Origin of the sequence: Iodobacter sp. CM08, assembly GCF_033446605.1 — a bacterium.
GTDB lineage: Bacteria > Pseudomonadota > Gammaproteobacteria > Burkholderiales > Chitinibacteraceae > Iodobacter.
Genome location: NZ_JAWQUO010000004.1, coordinates 176,363 through 197,314 on the forward strand (window position 1 = coordinate 176,363; position 20,952 = coordinate 197,314).

The 20,952-nt window shown below is 45.6% G+C and carries 25 protein-coding genes and 2 tRNA genes; 22 read left to right on the top strand and 5 right to left on the bottom strand.

Annotated elements, in window-relative coordinates; genetic code table 11:
* The first annotated feature begins 179 nt into the window (after nucleotides 1–179).
* Together R6242_RS03515 and R6242_RS03520 are read left to right on the top strand one after the other, a co-directional pair.
* Nucleotides 180–1,115, top strand: coding sequence for a CobD/CbiB family protein (locus R6242_RS03515; RefSeq protein WP_293932741.1), 936 nt, complete (start codon nucleotides 180–182; stop codon nucleotides 1,113–1,115).
* A 32-nt stretch (nucleotides 1,116–1,147) separates the two neighbouring features.
* On the top strand, nucleotides 1,148–1,798 hold the full coding sequence (locus R6242_RS03520) for a fumarylacetoacetate hydrolase family protein (RefSeq protein ID WP_318423786.1): 651 nt from the start codon (nucleotides 1,148–1,150) through the stop codon (nucleotides 1,796–1,798).
* A 148-nt stretch (nucleotides 1,799–1,946) separates the two neighbouring features.
* On the opposite strand, the gene tsaD is transcribed toward R6242_RS03520, so the two are convergent.
* Nucleotides 1,947–2,960, bottom strand: a complete 1,014-nt coding sequence (gene tsaD, locus R6242_RS03525; RefSeq protein WP_318423788.1) for a tRNA (adenosine(37)-N6)-threonylcarbamoyltransferase complex transferase subunit TsaD — start codon at nucleotides 2,958–2,960, stop codon at nucleotides 1,947–1,949.
* Nucleotides 2,961–3,184: 224 nt separating this feature from the next.
* Between tsaD and rpsU the strand changes: the two genes are divergently transcribed.
* The 5 genes from rpsU to R6242_RS03550 all read left to right on the top strand — a co-directional run bounded on the left by rpsU (nucleotide 3,185) and on the right by R6242_RS03550 (nucleotide 8,243).
* Complete coding sequence (gene rpsU / locus R6242_RS03530; protein ID WP_046350429.1) at nucleotides 3,185–3,397, top strand: 30S ribosomal protein S21; 213 nt, start codon at nucleotides 3,185–3,187, stop codon at nucleotides 3,395–3,397.
* A 78-nt stretch (nucleotides 3,398–3,475) separates the two neighbouring features.
* Nucleotides 3,476–3,916: a GatB/YqeY domain-containing protein gene (locus R6242_RS03535; RefSeq protein WP_318423794.1), complete on the top strand. Its 441-nt coding sequence runs from the start codon at nucleotides 3,476–3,478 to the stop codon at nucleotides 3,914–3,916.
* Nucleotides 3,917–4,040: 124 nt separating this feature from the next.
* Nucleotides 4,041–5,957, top strand: a complete 1,917-nt coding sequence (gene dnaG, locus R6242_RS03540; protein ID WP_318423796.1) for a DNA primase — start codon at nucleotides 4,041–4,043, stop codon at nucleotides 5,955–5,957.
* A 213-nt stretch (nucleotides 5,958–6,170) separates the two neighbouring features.
* Nucleotides 6,171–8,123: an RNA polymerase sigma factor RpoD gene (gene rpoD, locus R6242_RS03545; protein WP_318423798.1), complete on the top strand. Its 1,953-nt coding sequence runs from the start codon at nucleotides 6,171–6,173 to the stop codon at nucleotides 8,121–8,123.
* A gap of 43 nt (nucleotides 8,124–8,166) precedes the next feature.
* Nucleotides 8,167–8,243, top strand: a tRNA-Ile gene (locus R6242_RS03550).
* Between the two features lie 47 nt (nucleotides 8,244–8,290).
* Here R6242_RS03550 and R6242_RS03555 read toward each other — a convergent pair.
* The gene (locus tag R6242_RS03555) at nucleotides 8,291–9,295 is read right to left on the bottom strand and encodes a tyrosine-type recombinase/integrase (RefSeq protein ID WP_318423801.1); all 1,005 of its coding nucleotides are present in this window, start codon (nucleotides 9,293–9,295) and stop codon (nucleotides 8,291–8,293) included.
* Between the two features lie 2 nt (nucleotides 9,296–9,297).
* A complete protein-coding gene (locus tag R6242_RS03560) occupies nucleotides 9,298–9,882 on the bottom strand; it encodes a hypothetical protein (protein ID WP_318423803.1) in 585 nt (194 codons plus the stop codon).
* Nucleotides 9,883–9,984: 102 nt separating this feature from the next.
* Here R6242_RS03560 and R6242_RS03565 point away from each other — a divergent pair, with 102 nt between their 5' ends.
* The 9 genes from R6242_RS03565 to R6242_RS03605 all read left to right on the top strand — a co-directional run bounded on the left by R6242_RS03565 (nucleotide 9,985) and on the right by R6242_RS03605 (nucleotide 17,227).
* Nucleotides 9,985–10,236: a hypothetical protein gene (locus R6242_RS03565; protein WP_318423806.1), complete on the top strand. Its 252-nt coding sequence runs from the start codon at nucleotides 9,985–9,987 to the stop codon at nucleotides 10,234–10,236.
* Between the two features lie 102 nt (nucleotides 10,237–10,338).
* Nucleotides 10,339–10,647, top strand: a complete 309-nt coding sequence (locus R6242_RS03570; protein WP_318423809.1) for a hypothetical protein — start codon at nucleotides 10,339–10,341, stop codon at nucleotides 10,645–10,647.
* 8 nt (nucleotides 10,648–10,655) lie between these two features.
* Nucleotides 10,656–12,548: a replication endonuclease gene (locus R6242_RS03575; protein WP_318423812.1), complete on the top strand. Its 1,893-nt coding sequence runs from the start codon at nucleotides 10,656–10,658 to the stop codon at nucleotides 12,546–12,548.
* Nucleotides 12,545–12,835 carry a hypothetical protein gene (locus R6242_RS03580; protein ID WP_318423814.1) on the top strand — a complete coding sequence of 97 codons (291 nt, stop codon included), beginning with the start codon at nucleotides 12,545–12,547 and terminating at the stop codon, nucleotides 12,833–12,835. Before R6242_RS03575 ends, R6242_RS03580 begins: the two co-directional genes overlap by 4 nt.
* Nucleotides 12,836–12,888: 53 nt before the next feature.
* Nucleotides 12,889–13,107 carry a hypothetical protein gene (locus tag R6242_RS03585; protein WP_318423816.1) on the top strand — a complete coding sequence of 73 codons (219 nt, stop codon included), beginning with the start codon at nucleotides 12,889–12,891 and terminating at the stop codon, nucleotides 13,105–13,107.
* 143 nt (nucleotides 13,108–13,250) lie between these two features.
* On the top strand, nucleotides 13,251–14,636 hold the full coding sequence (locus R6242_RS03590) for a hypothetical protein (RefSeq protein WP_318423818.1): 1,386 nt from the start codon (nucleotides 13,251–13,253) through the stop codon (nucleotides 14,634–14,636).
* A 5-nt stretch (nucleotides 14,637–14,641) separates the two neighbouring features.
* The gene (locus tag R6242_RS03595) at nucleotides 14,642–14,935 is read left to right on the top strand and encodes a DUF2523 family protein (RefSeq protein WP_318423822.1); all 294 of its coding nucleotides are present in this window, start codon (nucleotides 14,642–14,644) and stop codon (nucleotides 14,933–14,935) included.
* A gap of 1 nt (nucleotide 14,936) precedes the next feature.
* Entirely contained in the window at nucleotides 14,937–15,998 is a 1,062-nt protein-coding gene (locus R6242_RS03600; protein WP_318423825.1) for a zonular occludens toxin domain-containing protein, read from the top strand.
* Nucleotides 15,995–17,227, top strand: coding sequence for a type II secretory pathway protein (locus tag R6242_RS03605; protein ID WP_318423827.1), 1,233 nt, complete (start codon nucleotides 15,995–15,997; stop codon nucleotides 17,225–17,227). The genes R6242_RS03600 and R6242_RS03605 overlap by 4 nt, the downstream gene beginning before the upstream one ends.
* A gap of 126 nt (nucleotides 17,228–17,353) precedes the next feature.
* Here R6242_RS03605 and R6242_RS03610 read toward each other — a convergent pair whose 3' ends face one another.
* Nucleotides 17,354–17,968 (bottom strand): hypothetical protein, encoded by a 615-nt coding sequence (locus R6242_RS03610; RefSeq protein ID WP_318423830.1) that lies wholly within the window; start codon nucleotides 17,966–17,968, stop codon nucleotides 17,354–17,356.
* A 51-nt stretch (nucleotides 17,969–18,019) separates the two neighbouring features.
* Complete coding sequence (locus tag R6242_RS03615; protein ID WP_318423833.1) at nucleotides 18,020–18,451, bottom strand: hypothetical protein; 432 nt, start codon at nucleotides 18,449–18,451, stop codon at nucleotides 18,020–18,022.
* Between the two features lie 192 nt (nucleotides 18,452–18,643).
* On the opposite strand from R6242_RS03615, the gene R6242_RS03620 reads away from it, so the two are divergent.
* The 6 genes from R6242_RS03620 (at nucleotide 18,644) to R6242_RS03645 (ending at nucleotide 20,870) form a co-directional block, all read left to right on the top strand.
* Nucleotides 18,644–18,907 (top strand): hypothetical protein, encoded by a 264-nt coding sequence (locus R6242_RS03620; protein ID WP_318423836.1) that lies wholly within the window; start codon nucleotides 18,644–18,646, stop codon nucleotides 18,905–18,907.
* A gap of 4 nt (nucleotides 18,908–18,911) precedes the next feature.
* The gene (locus tag R6242_RS03625; RefSeq protein WP_318423839.1) at nucleotides 18,912–19,415 is read left to right on the top strand and encodes an HAD domain-containing protein; all 504 of its coding nucleotides are present in this window, start codon (nucleotides 18,912–18,914) and stop codon (nucleotides 19,413–19,415) included.
* A gap of 301 nt (nucleotides 19,416–19,716) precedes the next feature.
* Nucleotides 19,717–20,097 carry a type II toxin-antitoxin system RelE/ParE family toxin gene (locus tag R6242_RS03630; protein WP_318423842.1) on the top strand — a complete coding sequence of 127 codons (381 nt, stop codon included), beginning with the start codon at nucleotides 19,717–19,719 and terminating at the stop codon, nucleotides 20,095–20,097.
* Complete coding sequence (locus R6242_RS03635) at nucleotides 20,084–20,404, top strand: DNA-binding transcriptional regulator (RefSeq protein WP_318423844.1); 321 nt, start codon at nucleotides 20,084–20,086, stop codon at nucleotides 20,402–20,404. Before R6242_RS03630 ends, R6242_RS03635 begins: the two co-directional genes overlap by 14 nt.
* A gap of 104 nt (nucleotides 20,405–20,508) precedes the next feature.
* Nucleotides 20,509–20,581: transfer RNA gene (locus tag R6242_RS03640), tRNA-Leu, on the top strand.
* 139 nt (nucleotides 20,582–20,720) lie between these two features.
* Nucleotides 20,721–20,870: a hypothetical protein gene (locus tag R6242_RS03645; protein WP_318423847.1), complete on the top strand. Its 150-nt coding sequence runs from the start codon at nucleotides 20,721–20,723 to the stop codon at nucleotides 20,868–20,870.
* Nucleotides 20,871–20,952 lie beyond the last annotated feature (82 nt).

Genomic DNA, 20,952 nt, shown 5'->3' on the forward strand with positions numbered 1-20,952 from the left:
GTCGTTAATCTGTGCTAAATGATTGCACTACCTTTGATGCTTACAGTATGTTTGCAGTTGTTTTGCGCGCAAACTAGCCTATGTGGTAGAAACACTCGGTTTTGGGGCAGGCGGCTGCCTGTGGTATCTTTCGCCGTCTACAAAAAGTTGTCGGCAAGCTCGGCTTCAGGAATTTAAAAATGACTATTCTTGCACTTATTATTGCTCTGGCGCTGGAGCAGTTCCGGCCTTTATCTAATCGTAATTTATTCACTTTGGCTTTTGTGCGCCTTGCTAATCAATTGGAGCGTGGCCTTAATGCTGGCGAATATCGAAATGGCGTAGGCGCATGGCTGGTGTTGGTGTTGCCTTTGCTCGCCATCTCGTTTGCGGTGTATACCTTGTTGTGCCGCATCAATGTGGGCTTTGCTCTGTTTTGGAGCGTGGCGATACTTTACCTCACTATGGGCTTTCGCCAGTTTAGCCATGCGTTTTCAGGTATTTCCAAGGCCTTGCAGGCGGATGATTTAGACGCTGCACGCGCTTTGCTCTCGGATTGGAATGGCCAGCATGCCTCAGAAATGAGCGCCGATGAAGTGTCTAAAGTGGCCATCGAGCAAGGCTTGGCTGATTCTTATCGTTATGTGTTTGGTACGCTGTTTTGGTTTGTGGTGCTGGCGTGGTTGGTGGGGCCAGCAGGTGCGCTGCTCTACCGCGCGGCTAGTTTGTTGGCACAAAAATGGGGCCGCAGTTCAGGTCCATTTGGGCAGTTTGCCGTGACTGCGCTTGAAATTCTCGATTACTTGCCGGTACGTTTAACCGCCGCCAGCTTTGCCATTATGGGTAATTTTGAAGATGCCGTTTATTGCTGGCGCACCCAAGCTCAATCTTGGGCGGATTATATTGACGGCGTTTTATTATCGAGCGGAGCGGGGGCGATTGGTGTGCGTTTGGGCGACACTTTGCATCAAGATCACACGGTTAAATTTCGCCCTGAGCTAGGCGTTGGCGATGCCGCTACTCCCGATTACTTAGCCAGTGCCGTGGGCTTGATCTGGCGCACGGCTATTCTGTGGATTGCTATCGTACTGCTATTTAGCCTGGGGTCTTGGCTAGGAGCTGTTGCAGTTTTGTAAGCTTAGCTTGAGTTTATTCATAGGAGTCTTAAATGCCGAGCATTCAGATTGATCAAGCTGTTATAAATGTGAACAATATTTTTTGTGTGGCCCGTAATTATGTTGCGCATGCAGCGGAAATGGGCGCGAGTATTGGTACGGAGCCAGTGGTGTTTATCAAGCCTAATTCTGCCGTACGGCAATCTGGTGAAGCGCTACAACTGCCTGCTTGGTCTAAAGACGTGCACCACGAGGCCGAGCTGGTGGTGGCAATTGGCCGTGGCGGCAAGAATATTGCTGTTGAGGATGCACTACAGCATATCGCTGGTTATGCCCTAGGATTAGATTTAACCGCCCGCGATGTACAGGCTAAGGCTAAACAAAATGGCATGCCGTGGACTTTATCTAAAGGCTTTGATGGCGCAGCCGTGTTAACTAAATTTGTACCCGCCAGTGCTATCAGCAATCCATCTGCGGTGACGTTTTCTTTTGAAATTAATGATGAGATCAAGCAAGAGGCCGACACAAAGCTGATGGTTTTTGATGTTGCTACCTTGATTGCTTGGATTTCTAGCCGGTTTACTTTGCAAGTTGGTGATCTAATTTACACCGGCACGCCAGAAGGCGTCGGCCAGATCCAATCGGGAGATCGCTTAAGACTCAGCTTGGGTGAGCTAATCGATGAGGCATTTGTGGTGGCTTGATTGGCCAATATCTTGTAGGAGCGCTGCTTGCTGCGCCCTATTCAGCTATGGCGCAGCAAGCAGCGCCCCTACAAGTTAGCTCTATTTACGTTGATCATCTCAGATAAACAACAAAAAAATTGAGTAAGAAACATCATTAGGTCGATGTTTAAACCGCATCTAGGCTGGATAGATCCCAGCGTGGCTTCACTGCATAGCTTCCCGCCGCCGTTGCAAACTTCAGGCGTTGTGCGCCTGCAAATGCGATCATTGCGCCGTTGTCGGTACATAATTCGAGTGGCGGATAAAACACTTCAAAGCGGCGTTTTTTAGCGGCGGCATCTAAGCCCGCACGTAGCTGCTTATTGGCCCCAACTCCCCCTGCAATCACCAAGCGATTCATGCCGGTTTGCTTAAGCGCGGCTAAGCATTTTTTGCTAAGTACCTCCACCACCGCCTCTTGAAACGCCGCGCAAATATCGGCTTGCGTTTGCGGGTCTAGCTCGGCTTGCTTTTGAGCCAGTTGCAGTACGGCCGTTTTTAGCCCGCTAAAGCTAAAATCTAGATTACCTGAATGCAGCATGGGGCGCGGCAGGGTGAAGCGTTTTGCATCCCCTTGCTCGGCCAACTTAGATAGCGCTGGGCCACCGGGGTAGCCAAGGCCTAATAATTTAGCCGATTTATCAAAAGCCTCACCGGCGGCATCATCAACGGTTTCTCCTAGAATTTCGTACTGACCAATTCCACGTACGGCCATGAGCTGGGTGTGCCCACCCGACACCAATAGAGCAACAAAAGGAAACTCAGGGGCGGGTTTGGCAAGGAGCGGCGAAAGCAAATGCCCTTCTAGGTGGTGTACGGCGACCACAGGCTTGCCTAGAGAGAACGCCAGCGCATTGGCAACCGAAGCGCCTACCAGTAGCGCACCGGACAGCCCAGGCCCCGCGGTATAGGCAACGGCATCGATATCGGCTAGCGTTTTTCCTGATTCAGCCAAACAAGCCGAGGTGAGCGGCAGGGCGCGGCGAATATGATCGCGTGAGGCCAGCTCGGGTACTACGCCGCCGTATTCGGTGTGCATGGCAATTTGTGAATGGATTTGATGCGCCAGCAGCCCGCTATCGGTGTCGTAGAGCGCAATGCCGGTTTCGTCACAGGAAGATTCAATGCCTAATACCAGCATGCCAGCGTACTCAAAAAGTGATGTAATCCGCCATCTTAACGGCCTGATGCAATTATATAAAGTGCCATTTTTAAACGCAGCCAGAGTGCCTCTCCGTATATTTACCGTGAGCTGTTGCAGATTGGGCTTTGACATGTGGCTCTAGTTTATGGATAATGCTACGCCTTGATTGATGTAAACGATTCTGGTCTTTTTTTGAGATCATCGTAAAACAGGATTGCTCGATGCCTAACGTACGCGTAAAAGAAAATGAACCGTTTGAAGTTGCGATGCGTCGCTTCAAGCGTGCTGTTGAAAAAACTGGTTTGTTGACAGACCTTCGCTCGCGCGAATTCTACGAAAAGCCAACGGCTGAACGTAAACGCAAGCAAGCTGCTGCTGTAAAGCGTCAGCACAAGCGCCTGCGTAGCCAAACACTGCCACCAAAGCTCTACTAAGAGTTTTACAGCAGCGCATGCCGAAAGGTCGCCTAGAGCGGCCTTTTAGCATTTCTATTTCATTCACGGAGTGAATTTATGAGCCTAAGACTGCAAATCCAGAATGATATGAAAACCGCGATGAAAGCAAAAGAAGCTGATCGCCTTGGTACAATTCGTTTGTTGCTGGCCGCCATTAAACAGCGTGAAGTGGATGAGCGTATTGAGCTGGATGATTCGGCGGTGACCGCTGTGATTGAAAAAATGCTCAAGCAGCGCAAAGACAGTATTCAACAGTTTGAAGCGGCAAATCGCCAAGATTTGGCGGATAAAGAAAAGCAAGAAGTGCTGGTGTTGATTGAATATATGCCGCAGCAATGTTCTGCAGAAGAAATCGCCGCAGCCGTGGCAAGTGCAGTAGCCAACCATGGTAAAACCCCTGCAGCAATGGGTAAAATTATGGCGGAGCTAAAAGCCGCACTGGCAGGACGCGCCGATATGTCTGAAGTATCTAAGCTAGTTAAAGTGGCAATGGCTTAATTAATAGGCTTTGATTTGTGCATCAGAGCTAGAAAATCTGCATTTAATTCTTAGACTTAGATGTGGATTTTTAGTTGGTTTTTTGTTTTTTTGAATGGTCCATCAGGGTTGGAAAAACAACAAGATGGCAAAAATACCTGACGATTTTATCCAAGATTTACTGAATCGCGTCGATATTGTAGACGTGGTTGAGCGTTATTTGCCGCTGAAAAAAACCGGCCAGAATTACAGCGCCTGCTGCCCTTTTCATAAAGAAAAATCACCCTCGTTTACGGTGAGCCAAACTAAGCAGTTTTATCATTGCTTTGGTTGTGGTGCACACGGTTCGGCGGTGGGCTTTGTGATGGAGCATCAGGGTATGAGTTTTCCAGATGCAGTGCGGATGCTGGCGGAATCAGTCGGCATGCAAGTGCCGGTGAGCGACGCGCCCATCAGCGAAAAAGCCAAGGCCGCACCTGGTATTTATGACGTGCTTAAAACCGCCATGAATTATTATCGTGCCCAGCTTAAAACGGCACCGGCGGCCATTGAGTATTTAAAAAGCCGTGGGGTGGAAGGCCGTATCGCTGCACGTTTTGGCTTGGGATTTGCGCCAAGTAATGGGCAATCGCTTAAAGCCGTGTTTGCAGATTATGAGCATAATGCGGTCATTAAAGATGCAGGCTTGGTGGCGGAAGAAGAAAATACTCTGCGTCGCTATGATCGATTTCGCTCGCGGGTGTTGTTCCCAATTTTAAACCAGCGTAGCCAAGTGATTGGTTTTGGTGGCCGTATTATGGGCAATGGTGCGCCCAAGTACTTGAATTCGCCCGAAACGCCCGTATTTGAGAAGGGTAAGGAACTATATGGCTTACCACAGGCCAGAGCCGCGATCCGTGATCGTGGCCGAGTGCTGGTGGTTGAAGGCTATATGGATGTGGTGATGCTTAACCAGCATGGTGTGGAATACGCGGTGGCCTCCTTAGGCACGGCATGCACACCGGAACATATTCGTAAGCTATTAAAGCTGGCCGATGAGGTCTATTTTTGCTTTGATGGTGATAAAGCAGGCAAGAAAGCCGCGTGGCGGGCACTAGAAAATAGTTTAGAGCAACTGGTAGACGGTAAAAAACTGGCGTTCCTATTTTTGCCAGCCGAGCACGATCCTGATTCTTACGTACAAGAATTTGGTCAACAGCGCTTTGAAGTGGCGTTATTGCAAGATTCTGTGCCACTAGCACAGTTTTTACTGAAAGAATTATCTAGCCAAGTTCAGCTGGAAAGCGAAGAAGGGCGGGCTAAATTGATAGCTTTAGCCGCGCCAATGCTCGCTCAAGTAAAAGCACCGGCCTTTGGAATGATGATACGCAAGCGCTTGGCAGAGTTATCTCGCTTAGAAATGAGCGAATTAAGCACCGTTTTGGATGGTGGCCCTGTAAGATCTGTGCCGGAATATTTGCCCGCTGAAAGTTATCCAGGCGAATCGGCTCCAGAGCCTTACGGCCAGCCGTGGGCACAGCAAGTCGCTCAGCCAGAAAAACGAGCTTGGCAAGCCAATTGGCAGCCAAAAAGCAAGTGGAAAGGGCGGGCGGGTGAAAAAATCCCTGCTCACCAAATGCCAAGACCTGCACCCAGAGCCGTGCCAACCGGGCCGGTACATAAGTTGATTCAACTGGTGTTGGCGCATCCAGATTTAGCACGGCGCAGTGAGCCAGTATGGCAAACATGGCCAGAAACCGAAGCGGTAGGCTTGGCACAGGAGTTGCTTGATAAAATTTGTAATTATCCATTATTGGGTAGTTTGCAACTCGTGGAGTCATGGCAAGGAATGTTTGACTACGATGTACTACATCGTTTGCGTATTTCTGGCGGGGAGTACTTTGACAAGGCTTCTGAGGCCGAGCTTGAAGAGCAGCTGGCAGCAACGCTAAAAGCGGTAGAAGTCAGTGTGATTCGCCCGATGATGCAAGAGCGTTTTTATGCTCTGACCTATAAGCAAGCGAATGGTGGACTAACAGAGGGAGAAAAACTGGAGTTTGCAGCACTCGTATCTCACCGATAAACAGCGATTGAAAACGCACGACTGTTTGCTGCGCATACAAAGCGAATCCTAGCATTACCATGGGTAATAAGGGTTCTGGGCAGATAGCCATACGCAGTACAAATAGCTTAGCGTTTTGCAATAGCAGTAAGGTGGATGCACTTATGCCGAAGAGTTGTCATCAGTTTGTGATACAATCTACGGTTTTCCCGAACATACCTGAACTCGAGAGTCATGGCGGCAGATCAAGAAATCGACAAAGACGACCAAACGCAAGCTGATTTGCGTGAGGCCAATCGGCCCTCCGAGGAGAAGGCCGACCCCGAGCAACGTAAAGCGAAATTTAAAACGCTGATCGTGCTCGGTAAAGAGCGCGGCTATCTAACCTACGCCGAGATCAACGACCACCTGCCAGATGACATGCTGGATGCCGAACAAATCGAAGGCATCATCAGCATGATCAGTAATATGGGCATTCAGGTGTACGACGAAGCGCCGGACGTTGAGGATATGCTCATGTCCGACGCGGCGCCGTCTGTGCCCGATGAAGACGCTGCTGAAGAAGCAGAAGCAGCGCTATCTTCCGTCGACGCAGAGTTTGGTCGTACTACTGACCCAGTGCGCATGTATATGCGTGAAATGGGTACGGTAGAGCTCTTAACCCGTGAAGGCGAAATTGAAATCGCCAAACGGATTGAGGACGGTCTTAAGCACATGATCCAAGCGATCTCGGCTTGCCCTACTACTGTTGCCTATATTTTAGGCTTGGTAGAAAAAGGCTTGGCTGATGAGATCCGCATTGATGATGTGATCGACGGCTTTATTGATCCTAACGCAGACGAAAACACCCCACCGCCAATCGAAGTGATTGAAGCGGAAGCCGAGGATGCAGACGAAGCGGCAGAGATCGAAGAAGAAGGCGAGGAAGACGACGGTAGCGCAGCCGCTAAAGCCAATCTTGAGCTATTAAAAACTCAAGTGCGTGAGCATTTTGACATCGTGCGTGAGCACTTCGACAAAATGATCAAAGCGCTGGCTAAAGAAGGCGCGCACGGCAAAACTTATCTGGAGCATCAGCAAGCAATTGCTGGGATCTTCCTGATTACACGCTTTGGCGCTCGCCAAGTTGAATCGCTTTGCGATCAACTACGTGGCATGGTGGATGAAATCCGCAGCTGCGAACGTGAAATCATGGATATCTGTACCGTTCGGGTAAAAATGCCGCGTGATCACTTTATCAAAACCTTCCCAGGTCGTGAAACAGATACGGCATGGGTAGTGGATGAGATCAACTACGGGCACAAATACTCCGCTATTTTGGCGCGCTATCAGCATGCCATTATGGAAAAGCAACAAACTCTGGCTCAGCTGCAAGTTAATGCAATGATCCAGATTAAAGACTTAAAAGAAATCAACCGTCAGATGTCGACGGGTGAGGCTAAGGCTCGCCGTGCTAAGCGCGAAATGATTGAAGCCAACTTGCGACTGGTTATCTCGATTGCTAAGAAATACACCAATCGTGGTTTACAGTTCCTTGACTTGATTCAGGAAGGCAATATCGGCCTGATGAAAGCGGTAGATAAGTTTGAATATCGCCGTGGTTATAAGTTCTCGACTTACGCAACATGGTGGATTCGCCAAGCAATTACACGCTCGATTGCCGATCAAGCCCGTACTATCCGTATTCCGGTACACATGATCGAAACAATCAACAAGATGAACCGCATCCAGCGGCAAATCTTGCAGGAAACCGGTATTGAGCCGACTCCTGATGAGCTAGCTGAACGGATGGAAATGCCGGAAGACAAAATCCGCAAAATCCTCAAGATCGCTAAAGAACCGATCTCGATGGAAACGCCGATTGGTGACGACGACGATTCCCATTTGGGCGACTTTATTGAAGACGCAAACAATCTGGCTCCTGCTGAAGCCGCTATTTACGCAGGCTTGCGTGAAGCGACTAAGGAAGTGCTAGATACACTTACACCACGTGAAGCAAAAGTTCTGCGCATGCGCTTTGGTATTGATATGAATACCGATCACACGCTGGAAGAAGTGGGTAAGCAGTTTGATGTAACGCGTGAGCGTATCCGTCAGATCGAAGCTAAGGCCTTGCGTAAGCTTCGCCACCCGACTCGTTCAGAAAGACTGAAAAGTTTTGTTGAAAGTCAGGCAAGCGAAGGTTAGAATAGCGCCTCTTTTCGAGCTCGCTCGAAAATAAAAGAATGACGGGCCTGTAGCTCAGTTGGTTAGAGCAGAGGACTCATAATCCTTTGGTCGTCGGTTCAAGTCCGACCGGGCCCACCAAAAATCAAGGACTTAGCTTCGGCTGAGTCCTTTTTTTTTGCCTACTGTCAACCAAGTGTCAACCGCGCCAGAGGGTTCAAGTTGCGAACCTCTTGCAAATGCTCTGGTGACAGGTGGGCGTAGCGCATCGTCATCTTCAAATCACTGTGTCCCAGCACTCTTTGCAGCGTCAAAATATTTCCCCCATTCATCATGAAGTGGCTCGCGAAAGTGTGCCGCAGTACGTGCGTGAGTTGCCCAGCGGGAAGAGTAAGCCCAGATCGGTCTACGGCTTCTCTAAATGCGGAATAACAGTTCACAAATAGCCGTGCTCGCCCATCCTTGGCGAGCTGCTGAAGTTCGGCCTCTAGCTCCGCTGAAATCGGGATAGTGCGGTTTCTTCCGCTCTTTGTTACGGCATATTCAATTGCCCCTTGTCGAAGCTGCGTAGGCTTGAGCCCTTCTGCTTCGCTCCAACGTGCGCCTGTTGCTAGGCAAATCTGGCTTACGAGCAAGGTGTCAGGGTTGCTGCTTTCGGCCAGAGCGGCAAAAAGCAGCTTTATTTGATCATTAGCCAGAAAAGTTAATTCTTTCTCAACAATTTTAAAGCTGCGAATTTCAGATAATGGGTTTTCACTGCTCCAATGGTTCAATCGCTTCAGCTCATTGAACATGGCGCGTAAGTAGGCATGTTCACGATTGATGGCATTTGCTGAAATGCCTGTTTCAAGCCGTTTGGCTCGGTAGGCAGCAAAGTCATCTGCGGAAAATTGATCTGCTGTTGGGTTGCCGATGGCATTGATGAGCAAAAGTAAGCGAGAGTGGGTGTTCTTGCCTGCTCGTAGCTGCTGGCCGTGATTGACCCACCAAACTTCAAGTAATTCAGAAAGCTTCCGTGTATCGCGTTTTTTTGGCTGCCAATCAGGTTCTTGCTGAACTTGGCCTTTTACCCACGTTTCCCAAGCGAGCGCTTCAGCTTTCGTGGGAAATGTCTTGCGGTAACGTTTGAAACCACGTCCTCCGGGCTGAATATCGACTATCCAGCCGCCACCTTCATGTTTTTTGATCGCCATTTTTAAGAGGCTGTGAATTTAGGTGGGGCATCAGAGACGAAATCTTCATCATGACAGTCGTACTGGAATTCATTGTCAGTTTTCTTTTCTTGCAAGAATGAGATTATTTCTTGTTTACTCATATTGCTATGTTTGATTAAAGAATTTATTAGTGGCTCGGGCACCTTGCTCGTTTCTTTGACTACATGCTCAGAATCTATCCCTTCTTTTTGGCAATAATTTTCAAACTCAATTTTTAGCTTTAATAACTTTGTAGTCCACGGCATTTCTTCGCTTAAATCATGACGAAAACGGTCTGAGCTGGGCCGAATTTGTCCGATTGCTGGGTAAAGAATGCCGGTTGTTAGCCACAGCGCATACTCGGGCCAAGTTTTTGCGATGCTTTCCAGCATTTCAGCGCTTGGTTCTCTTCTTGCATGCCAAAAATTCTTCCAAATATTTCCACTGATTCCCGTGATCTGCTGCAGGTCAACATAGCGTGATCGATCACTAATTCGCACTTGGATTACAAGTTTTATTCGCTCAGTAATCGACATGGGTTGTGGCTGTTCTGCTACATGCTTGCCAGAAATTGGCGACTCGATCATAAAACCTCCTTGACGTGTCGTTATTGATATGTAAGAGTGTCGAAACGGCACTGATTCAGCGCTGCATATGTTCATATTACATGTTGTGGGGAGCAGTGCAAGATGGAAACTTTAGAAGTGCAAATGCCGCTTGTTTCACGCCAGCGTTTTGCAGATCTGGTTGGAGTCACGTTGGACACTGTTAATAAATGGTGTGACCGTGGCTATGCCCCAACTGTCCAAATGGGGCGTTGGTCCTTAATAAATTTAGCTCTTATAAATTCACGTTGTCTTGACAAGGAATTTAAGTCACTGGACACAAATATTGTGAGTCTTCGTGCTCATCGCGCTGATGCCACAGCCCGCAGCGCGTAAGCGCGAGGACTGCGGCAGCAGATGCAATGAGCGGTATTAGTAGTTTTATTTCGTTACCTTTAATTCACGTTTATTACCCATTTTTTCAAAAGGATTTCAGTCATGAGTGCCCCACAAGAAACCAAAGTTATTGTAAATAAAGCCCTTTTATGTGGACGAGTAAATGCAGTACGTAAGTCTGATGACACTGTTTATACGGAAGTTATTCTTCCTTCTGTAGATGAATACAGTCAACCTGCGACGATTGAAGTTCGCAGTAAAAAACGTCTTGGTCAAATTGGTGAAACTGTTCAAATCAATGTGAGCTGTGCCGGTTATCGCGGCAAGCCATTCAGCTATCAAGATAAAGAAACTGGCGAGCGTTTTACACGTCGCCCTGTTGTTAACTCTTATCTTGCAATTGAGGACTAGGACTAGAAATGGCCTCGTCTTCTGATTTCTTCCATCCAGAAAAAGTTCAGCAGCGACAAGCGGCTAGTAAAGCTGCTTTTGTTGACGGTGTACTGCAAAAAGTTCACTCATCGCTGCATCCATATCTGCGCAATAAATGGCAAGAGTTGCACGACACAGTGAACGAGCCAACAGCAAATCTTTGGCTTAGACAATATCGCGATTCGTTACGCACTATTCCATTTTCGCCAGATTTGTCGGCAGATGACGATGAATTAGGGCGCTTATCTAAAGTTCGCGCCGATGAAATGAAGCAAGTCTATGCAAAGGCAAGAGTTGGTTTTTCTGGCGGAACTATTACTGCATCGCAGAATGGTGATGGTGATTTTCAGTTTTTAGCTGGCTTGTGTGGCAAAGATGAATTTGATCAGATTGGCATTAAGCGCTTGTCATTAAAGATTAGTAGGGTGGCTGGGAAATCGGAAGAGTCGTCAGCAGCAGCTTTGATCAATCATGCTACGGATAAATATTCAGCAACAGTAAATGCTAAGCATCTAGAGGGGGCAGTATTGAGGCTTACCGATGCTGATTTCTGGAGACGGAATTTAAAAGTTAATCAAGTTCGCGCACTTGAACATGAACGGATTAGCTTTGGAATGGTCGGCAAATCGGCTGCATGTTATGTATCTGATGAACAGTTGCAGCGTTATCGCTCACAATGCCAGCGCAATTCACAAATGCTTGAAAACACGCTCGCTGTCAATGATTTGGGTGACGAATTCACGCTTTCTGATCTTGTCGCGAAGTCCGTTTCTAACCCAGAAATTCAAATTGCAGAAATCATGTGCCGTGTGTCTGGCATTGAAGAAATTGCCAGAAATTTGGGGTACGTCGGCTTATTCCTTACTGTTACATGCCCTTCAAAATTTCACTCACAAAAGCTTGATAAGACTGGTAAATATTCGTTTCAAAACATTAATTATGACGGTTCTAGTCCGCGTGATGCACAGGATTATCTTAGAGACACATGGTCGTTATTGCGAGCCGCACTATCAGATCAAAATGTTGATTTTTTCGGCATTCGTGTTGCTGAGCCACACCACGACGCTTGCCCACATTGGCACCTTCTCTTGTTTGTTCCTCGAAGAAAACGAGGTCTAACTGTTCGTTTGTTTCGTCGATATTTTCGTAGGATGGATAAACACGAGCCAATGGCTTGGAAGCACCGATTTACAGTGAAAGACATTGATTTTAACAAAGGCAGCGCAGCTGGGTATTTAATTAAATATTTATGCAAAAACGTGAATGGGCAAGGGATGACCGATTCACAAGGGTTGTTAGATGAAGATTTTGATTCCGGTCTTGATGTTGTCAATTCAGCTTTGCGTGTGAAAGCGTGGGCAAGCTGCTGGGGTATTCGTCAGTTTCAATTTGTGGGTGCCGCACCAGTCGGAGTCTGGCGGGAACTCAGACGAATAGACGGATTAACTAATGATGAATTTACAGCGGCTGCTGATGCGGCGGATAGCAACAATTGGGCTGAATTCACAAGAATTATGCAAATTGATCGCAAAGTTTTATTGAAGAAAGATTGTGGGTTAAATAAATATCGTGAGCCAGTGCAAAAAGTAAAAGGTTTAATTGACGTAGGAACTGGCGATTCGATTATCACGCGCGAACGCGAGTGGGAGTTGATTTTTGGTGGTGGTTCTGTTTTTGATCTTCCTCGGAATATTTTCAATAACTGTAGAAACGATGAAGTTATTAAATTAGTTGATAAAAAATATGAATTAGAAGTTGCTTTGACGCATAAATTGGCAGTTGAAAACAAATCAAAACCCGCTCGTACTAATTTTTTTTTGAAAAATAGTATAAATCCAATTTACTCGTTAATGCGTCAGTCGATGACTGGTGTCACATGAGCGCTGGTACAGTTGCAAATGTGCTGGTGTGCGTTCCCACTACAGCTACACCCACTCAAATTCAGCAGCAAATTTGTCCAAAAATTGGCAGCCAGCTTTATCAGCCACGCCAAACACAGGCGTATTTATTGGATAAATCACAACAAAGCAACTTTGAAGCTGCCTTTGCTCAATTCGATTATGGATATGCATCGGCTATTTGGGCTATGTCATTTTCAACAGTGATAAGCCTATATTTTGTTAGCCATGGAATTGGCTTAGTTATTGGCATGATTCGTCGTGGCTAATCGTAGTAAAGCGCGCTGAGCGTTTTCTCAGTATTTTAAATAAAGGATGAAAAATGAAATTACTTAAAAAAGCAGGATTGCTAGTCATTGCCGCTGTTTTGGCTCCAGTGACATTTGCTGCTGCAACAGGCCCAGATTTAACTGCTTTAACAAGCGCTGTTGATTTTGGTACTGTAATTACCGCTCTATTGGCAATCGCCGGAATGCTGGCTGGCGTTTATATCACAATCAAAGGTGCAAAAATTGTGATTGGTATGATTAAAGGCGGTTAATACCTGTTGATATTTAAAATTGGTGCGGCGAAAGTCGCATCAATTATTTGGAGTGCTTGAAATGACAATTAATCAGTTGTGGTATTTGTTTGTTTTTGCATGGGGTATTGTTTGTGCATGGGCTGTTGTGTCTGGTTTCAAAAATGCGTAAATATTTAATTTTAATATTTATTTTATTTTTTTCAGTAAATACATTTGCTGGGCTGGCACTCCCTGTTACTCCAATGCAAAGAGCAATTTCTGGTGCAGTCCAAATTAAAGCAGTTAAAAGAGGATTTGCAGTAAATGATCCAAGATATGGTGCGACACTTAATTCTATTTCTAGTAGCGTTGGTGGTGTTGCGGGTGCTACTGCCGCTGTCGTCGTTGGCGGTGCTATCACAGCCCCTGCATGGGCTACCGTGGCGATTGCTGCTGGCGTGGGGGCTGTGGTTACTATTGGAGTTACGCTGGCGATTAATGGAGTTGTAGATTGGTTATTCTCACCTGATCAAAAAGATGCTACCCCAATTACTCAAAAGAAAAAAATACAACCGGGCGGAACACCTCAAACAACTGGTGGATTAATTTCTGGCGGAGCCTATTGGAAAACAAACAATTACATGGCTGGAGATGCCATGTCTACAATCCAAGCCGCTTTTGCTGACACATACAACTCGACATATACAAATTTTACTACTTATAGTTTTTATCTAGATGGATGCGCTGCCGATTCTTCTACCACTTTCAACTGTATTGTGAAACGCGTTTCAAAAGCTGATGGTGCTACCACGAACTATTCAAATTTTCGTGCTTCATATTTTGCAGGTGGTGCCCCGCGTAATTGTCCTCAAGGGCAAGTGTCAAATGCAACTTCTTGTGTTGCACCTCAGACTGTTCCTGATAATGCACCAGATAATTTAAAGCTATCTGCACAGCAGGCAATTAATAATTTATCACCAGCTGAATTAGCAAAACCACTTTCGCCTGAAATTGTGGCACCACTTGCTGATAAGCTCTGGCGAGATTCGGCGGCCCAGCCGGGTTATGCAGGTCTGCCATACTTGGCTAATGATCCAATTACCGCGCAGGAGTTGGACGCATGGCGACAGCTCAACCCACAAAGCTGGCCGACAGTGCAGGATTTTGTCGCACCTCAGCCAGCAACAAACCAGCCTTGGACTATGCCAATTGCGCCAACGTCAACAACGCAAGATCCTAGCGGAAACCCATCACCAAATACCAACCCTGCAGCCAATAATCCGCTGCAAAACCTTGGTCCTGATCCAAATATTGGCTCTCCTAGTTTAGAAGCTACACCTACAGCGCAACAGATACTGCAACCGCTTTTGAATTTATTCCCTGATTTTCGTTCGTTTATTGTGCCATCGCATCAATCAGCATGCCCTAAACCATCGGTTGAAATCTTTGGACAGAATTATGTGATGGAGTCCCATTGCAAGATTTCTGAAGATCAGCGTTCTGCACTTCATTCTGTTATGGCTGCGGTTTGGATTTTGTCCGCTGCAATTATTATCTTAAAGGCATAAATATTATGTTTGGAATTGTGCTTTCAGCATTAAACATGGCTTTGAGTTTTATTCTACGATCAATAATTGTGAAATTTGTTATATTTTTTGCTTTATTTTTTGTTGTTACTGAATTTATACAGGTGTTAATTAGTTCTGGACTGTTGCCAAGTGCAAATGGCGTTAGCTCAGGATTGGCTGGTATTCCTTCGTCGGTTTGGTATTTCCTTGATCTATTTAATGTTACGGCGGGTATTCCAATAGTCTTATCTGCATATGTAACACGTTTTATAATTCGTCGAATTCCGGTGATTGGTTAATATGGCTATTAATGTTTATGCTGGTTTGCAGGGCTCAGGGAAGTCATTTGAAGTTGTTTCGTCCGTTATTTTAGAAGCCATTTTAAAAGGTCGTCGAGTAGTTACTAATGTTGCAGGAATTAATGAAGATAAAATTCATGAGTATTTAGTAAATAATAAAAATGCAGAGCCTGAAGCCCTTGGAAGTATCATTCATGTAACAAATGAAAGAATATCACAGGCTTGTTTTTTTCCAGATGAAGAAAAGCCAGATTTGGAATCTGTGGTCAAAGGTGGTGATTTAGTCGCTGTCGATGAAGCCTGGCGCTTTTGGGGAACGGACAATGGAAAACTAAGTCATGAACATATGCAGTATTTTAGAATGCACCGTCATTATGTACATCCCAGCACAGCAGTGGCGTGCGACGTTGTTTTGATGACCCAAGATGTCACGGGTCTACATCGTAGTGTTAAAAATGTAATTGAGTTTACATTTCGGATGCAAAAGCATAAAAGCCTTGGTTTCTCTAAAAGGTATCGTGTTGACATTTACGAAGGGTGGAAATTAAATAGCAAAACACGAATTGACAGCAGGCAGAAAACTTATGATCCAAAAATATTTCCATTGTATCAATCTTATACAGGTGGTCATGGCCAAGAAACGGTAATTGATAAACGCCAGAATATTTTTGGTAATAAAACGCTATGGGCATATGCGGTGTTTTTGATAATATTTATGTCTATATCTGGCATTTCAGCGTGGCGTTTTTTTCATCCACCTTCATCTGAAAAACCTATCGCGCTTAAAAACTCTCCTGCGACACCAATTTCTTCAGCGCCCTCTCCTATTCAAACCGAGGAAAAGCAGCTTTTTTCTGAAAGTTGGCGTGTTGTTGGGACATTTGAGTCTTACGGGGAGCGCTGGTCTGTAGTTGCAGACAATTCAGGCCGATTGCGTGTGGAATCGCCGAGTGTATTTCATGCCAATGATATTGCCATGACAGGTGAAATTGATGGCGAGCGAGTTACACGATTTTCTGGATCGCCTTTAAAAGCAGGTATTCAGGCTGAGGTGACAAAATGAAAAGAGTTTTTTTAATCATAATCTTGCTTTTGTCATCAGCGGTGAATTCAGCTCAATTAAAGCCTGTTAAATTCGATTTTCAACAGGTCAGTGTGGCCCAAGTTGTTGGACTCGTATATTTACAAGCATTACATCAGCAATATGTTATTTCGCCAGAAGTATTGCGCGATGAACGTGTTGTTTCTTTTCGATTTGAATCAGATAAAGGGGATTTACGCCAATTTTGGCGAGCTTTTCTTGATTCACTGGGCATTGCTGTAGAAACCCGTAATGGCATTGATTTTGTGTCAATTAAAAAACAAGAGGCTTCATTATTAAATCATGAGGTTTTTGTTTACCGGCCAAAGTATCGTTCATTGCCATACCTCGTTGATTTATTAAGCTCGGTATTTCGTAATGGTGCTTTTTCTGTTCAACGAGCCGTGAAAACTCAGCCCGGTGAGCAAACACCGGCTAATCCACCTCCTGCATCTGCTGCTGGTATGATTCAAAATCAACAGTCGGATATGCTTATTTTTGATGGTTCACCAGATGAAATACTGAAGTTAAAGCAGCTATTGGCACAGGTCGATATAGCTTCAGGTGAAGTCATGGTGAGTGGGATTATCTATGAAGTATCAACAACGAAAACAGATGGCTCTGCATTCTCATTAGCGCTAAATCTTTTGGGCGGGAAATTTTCGCTAAACTTAGGTGTAAAAACGCTTGAAAACTCAATTCAATTTAGTAACGCCACCATTGACGCGGTCGCCTCTGCATTATCAACAGATACACGATTTAAAATTGTTACGTCGCCAAGGCTGCGCGTCAGATCAGGGGCAAACTCACGCCTAATGGTGGGGCAGGAAGTCCCCATTTTAGGTACAGTTAGTTATCCGCAAGGCAGTTCAACGCCTGTACGGTCTGTCGAATATCGAAGCTCGGGCGTTATCTTTGACTTGAATCCAACGGTAAGGGAAAGCGTTATTGATTTGGATATTGCTCAACAATTATCTAATTTTGTAAAAACGGACAATGGCGTTAATGATAGCCCTACGCTGATAAAACGGGAGTTGCGGACGTCGGTCAGCGTGCAGGATGGAGAGGTTATTTTGCTGGGGGGTTTAAGTGAGGACAAAGAAACGACCGGGCAGAGCGGACTTTCATTTTTTCCAATATTTCCATTGTCCAAATCTGGCGATAAAGGACAGACCGAATTTTTGCTTATTTTGAAATTACAAAAACTGTGATTTTTTATGATGCCCATATGATTTAGCATTCATATATGTACGTATATGATTCTGATCAGAACATAAAAATAGGCCACAATTGTGGCCTATTTATTTTGTATTTTACTATCAGAGAAAGTTAGAAATTTACCCATTAAAAATTGCATTGAATTTTGAAAACCATTCTTTAGCTCTTGTTTCTGCCATGGGAAAGGTTAGGCGTGGATTGTTTTCATCTGCGACTTCGATTACAAAACAAAATCCTTGTTGGTGTTCTGTTCTCTCAAAAGTGGGGGTTTGCATAGTTGTTCCGGGAACCCTGTTTCCCAAACCTGAAAATTCCATTTTATTGACATTTGTCCACTCGTAATTCCATGAAAGAATATATGAAAAGTCTCGCAACAAATATTCGTCAGTGCTTGTATTGCAAATTGCGACTTTCCTATTTTTTTTATCAAAAACAAGAAATGCAGGGCTTGGATATCCAAGCATATTCTGAGGGTTTAGGCTTAAATTCTCCTGCGTATTTATTTTTTCAACTAAGGCGCGTGCTTTTCTTGCTAATGTTTGCAGGAATCTTATTGAGAAAAAACAAATAGCCGTTGCCGTAATAAAGAAGGCAAACGTGGACCCAGTTCTAGCATCTGATACAAGTATCAGTAAGGCTAAAGAACCGATAGATGCAATTGCTGAAAAAAGTCCAGCAGGAACGGCTAAAGTTCCGAGAGCCGTTACCCCTGCTGTGCGAGCTAATCCTGACATTGCTATTCCTTGAAATATTAATGTGATTGCATGAAGGTTTTAGGCGTAATTTTATTTGCTTACAACACAACTCAAGGCTACTTCAGTGCGATTGCGAATAGCTGCTGAAAGCGTGCCATGTGCCACGTTGCTTGAATAATCGCCAGCCAAAGGCTTCAGCTTTGCTGTCTTGCCCACTTCATCCAATTTTGCACCTGGTAAAGTTGCAATATAAATTTCAACGTCATCGTTGCTGATGCTCAGTTGCGTCACTTGCAACCCAAACACATTTACCGGTGTACTGAGTGTGTATTCCCCGTCTTTGCTGGCCTTAGCGCCAAGGGTAGAAAGCGCCTTTTGTACTGTTTTGTATTTGCCCTTGGGTAGCTCGCAAGAAAGCGCCTTTTCAATAGTAGCTGTGGCTGCAAGTTTTGCATCTTTAGCATGGGCGCTCAAGCCAATACAAATGCTGGCAGCGATAAGGACTAATCTTTTAATCTTCATACTCTTACTTCCTTACGGGCTTTATTGGCGGCAACGTAGCATATTTCCTTGTTTTCACTAGCACAAGTTTTGTGACATTATCTTGAAAGAAAACCAACACATCATGGGACAATAAATGCTTACCTCGTATATCAAGCACATGGGCTCTTGTGCGGGTCACACTGTAGTTTTACTGCCTGCGGAGCGCTCAAGATGATTACAAACGATATTGGGGGTGAAAATATTTCTCAGGGATTGACAGTTGCCCAGCTCATCGCTCATTTGCAAGTCTTACCTCCTGATCTTTACGTAATGGTTCCTGCTGAAGGTGGTGTTAACCATCTTTGCAAGGCTAGGGTTACAGATGTTGCTCGACATCCGCGCGACTGGACAAGAACGCCTGTTGGTCAGTTCCGTGAGTTACCGCAAGACGAGACAGTGGGCGAAGTGTTCAGCGCCGTCCTGCTAGAGTTTTAAAGCCATGATCTTGTTTCTTGATTTTGATGGTGTACTTCATCCCGATTCTGTATTTTTAGATTCAGATCGGCGTCCTGTATTAAAAGGGAGCGGGGCGCTTTTTATGTGGGCAGACCTGCTTAGCCAGTCGCTTGAAAAGTACCCTGATGTACGGATTGTTTTGAGTACCAGCTGGGTACGTTGGCTTGAATACATCCCTGTCCGTGGCTACCTCCCGCTTTTTCTGCGTGATCGCGTTATAGGTTCAACATGGCATCATGTCCGCAGCGTGCCCAATTACAATCGTGGTTTGCCATACTCATATTGGCAAACGGCAAGCCGGTATCAACAAATAAAGCGTTGGGTCGATTTTTATCGTGTTCAGGACTGGTTGGCGATTGACGACCATGGTGAGCATTGGGGCGAAGCAGACCTTGATAAGCTGATTCAAACGTCAAGTGACACAGGCTTATCCGCCCAGCATGTTCTGCTTCGGTTGCAAGATCGCCTGAATCACAATGAAATCTGAGCGTTTATGCGTGACTATAGTCCATGCATGGTTATTGTTATGTGCCGATACAGCCCAATTCTGGCATAAGAGCTGGTCAAAAGATGGTGAACGGGTCTTTGTTCACTATTTTTTGATCAGCCGACAAGCGCAGCGCGGCAGTTTGCGCATATTGATGCTGTATTCGGCATTGAAAAACCTAATAAAATTAAAGAATCTGAGCGTTTATGCGTAGATTTCAATCCGTCGTGAATCCTAGTTTTTCTCATTGATTTTCTGCATTCCCCTTGTTTTTTAGTAGCACCAAGTGCTACCATAAGGTATGTCAAATTTATCAGAATCCTGTGCACGTACTTTCAAAACGGCATGGTTTGCCAAGGCCGCAAAAAAAGCTCATATATCCGACACCGAACTGTGTGATGCCATTCGGCAGGTGATGCAAGGTCAGGCGGATGATCTGGGTGGTGGCGTTTATAAGAAGCGTTTGAACAGCAATATGCATCGTTCAATTATTTTGGCTAAGGCAGGTCGATATTGGGTGTACGAATACCTGTTCGCCAAGAAAGACCGTGGCAATATTGAAGATGATGAACTGGCTAGTTTTCGCGTGCTCGCCAAGGCCTATGCGGGAATGAAGGACGGCCAGCTTGGGCAACTATTGCAAGATAAAGACTTGATGGAGATATGTCATGACAAAACCTAAATTCAAAAGCGAAGCTTTCGCGGTCATACATGGATCGGCCAGTGCTTTGCTTAAAGTTGGTGCGATTGATAAAGCAACCATGCGTACTTTTGATGATTCCTGCCTTGCTGTGCCACATGAGCTGGAGCCAGCCCAAATTAAGGAGCTGCGTGAACTGAATCACGTTAGCCAGCCTGTATTTGCTCGTTACCTGAATACCAGTGAATCGACGGTTCAAAAATGGGAGTCAGGCGCAAAGCGCCCTAGCGGTATGGCTTTGAAACTGCTTGAAGTGATTCAGAAGCACGGGCTGCAAGTATTAGCTTAAGCGTAAAGTGTCAACCAATCGTCAACGATACAGGCGGACAGTGGCGATTAATGGCGTTTTGAAGGACGAATTTATGATTTAAATTAGGCTATTGGCGTATGTTGGGGCTTAATGGCAGGCGGACTATATGGACTCATAATCCTTTGGTCCTCGGTTCAAGTCCGAGCAGGCCCACCAATAAAATCAACGGCTTACGCAATCTATGCGTAGGCCGTTTGATTTTGTGGATCAGAAAAAGTACATTTTCAGTACAGTAACGATCCGCGAGACCCCAATGGCTACCTTTACGAAGACCCCCGCAGGGACCTGGAAAGCGATGATTCGCATGAAAGGTTGGCCGACAACTTCAAAAACTTTCCGCACTAAACGTGATGCCGAAGACTGGTCCAGAAGAACCGAAGATGAAATGGTTCGTGGTGTGTTTATTCGTAAGCGCTCAGCCCTCCCACCTAGCCAGCTGCTTTAGCCTTCGTTATCTTGTGGGCTCTGATCTTTAACAAATGGCAGCAGCTCGTCAATTCGGCTATTGGGCCAAGTCGGGAGTTTTT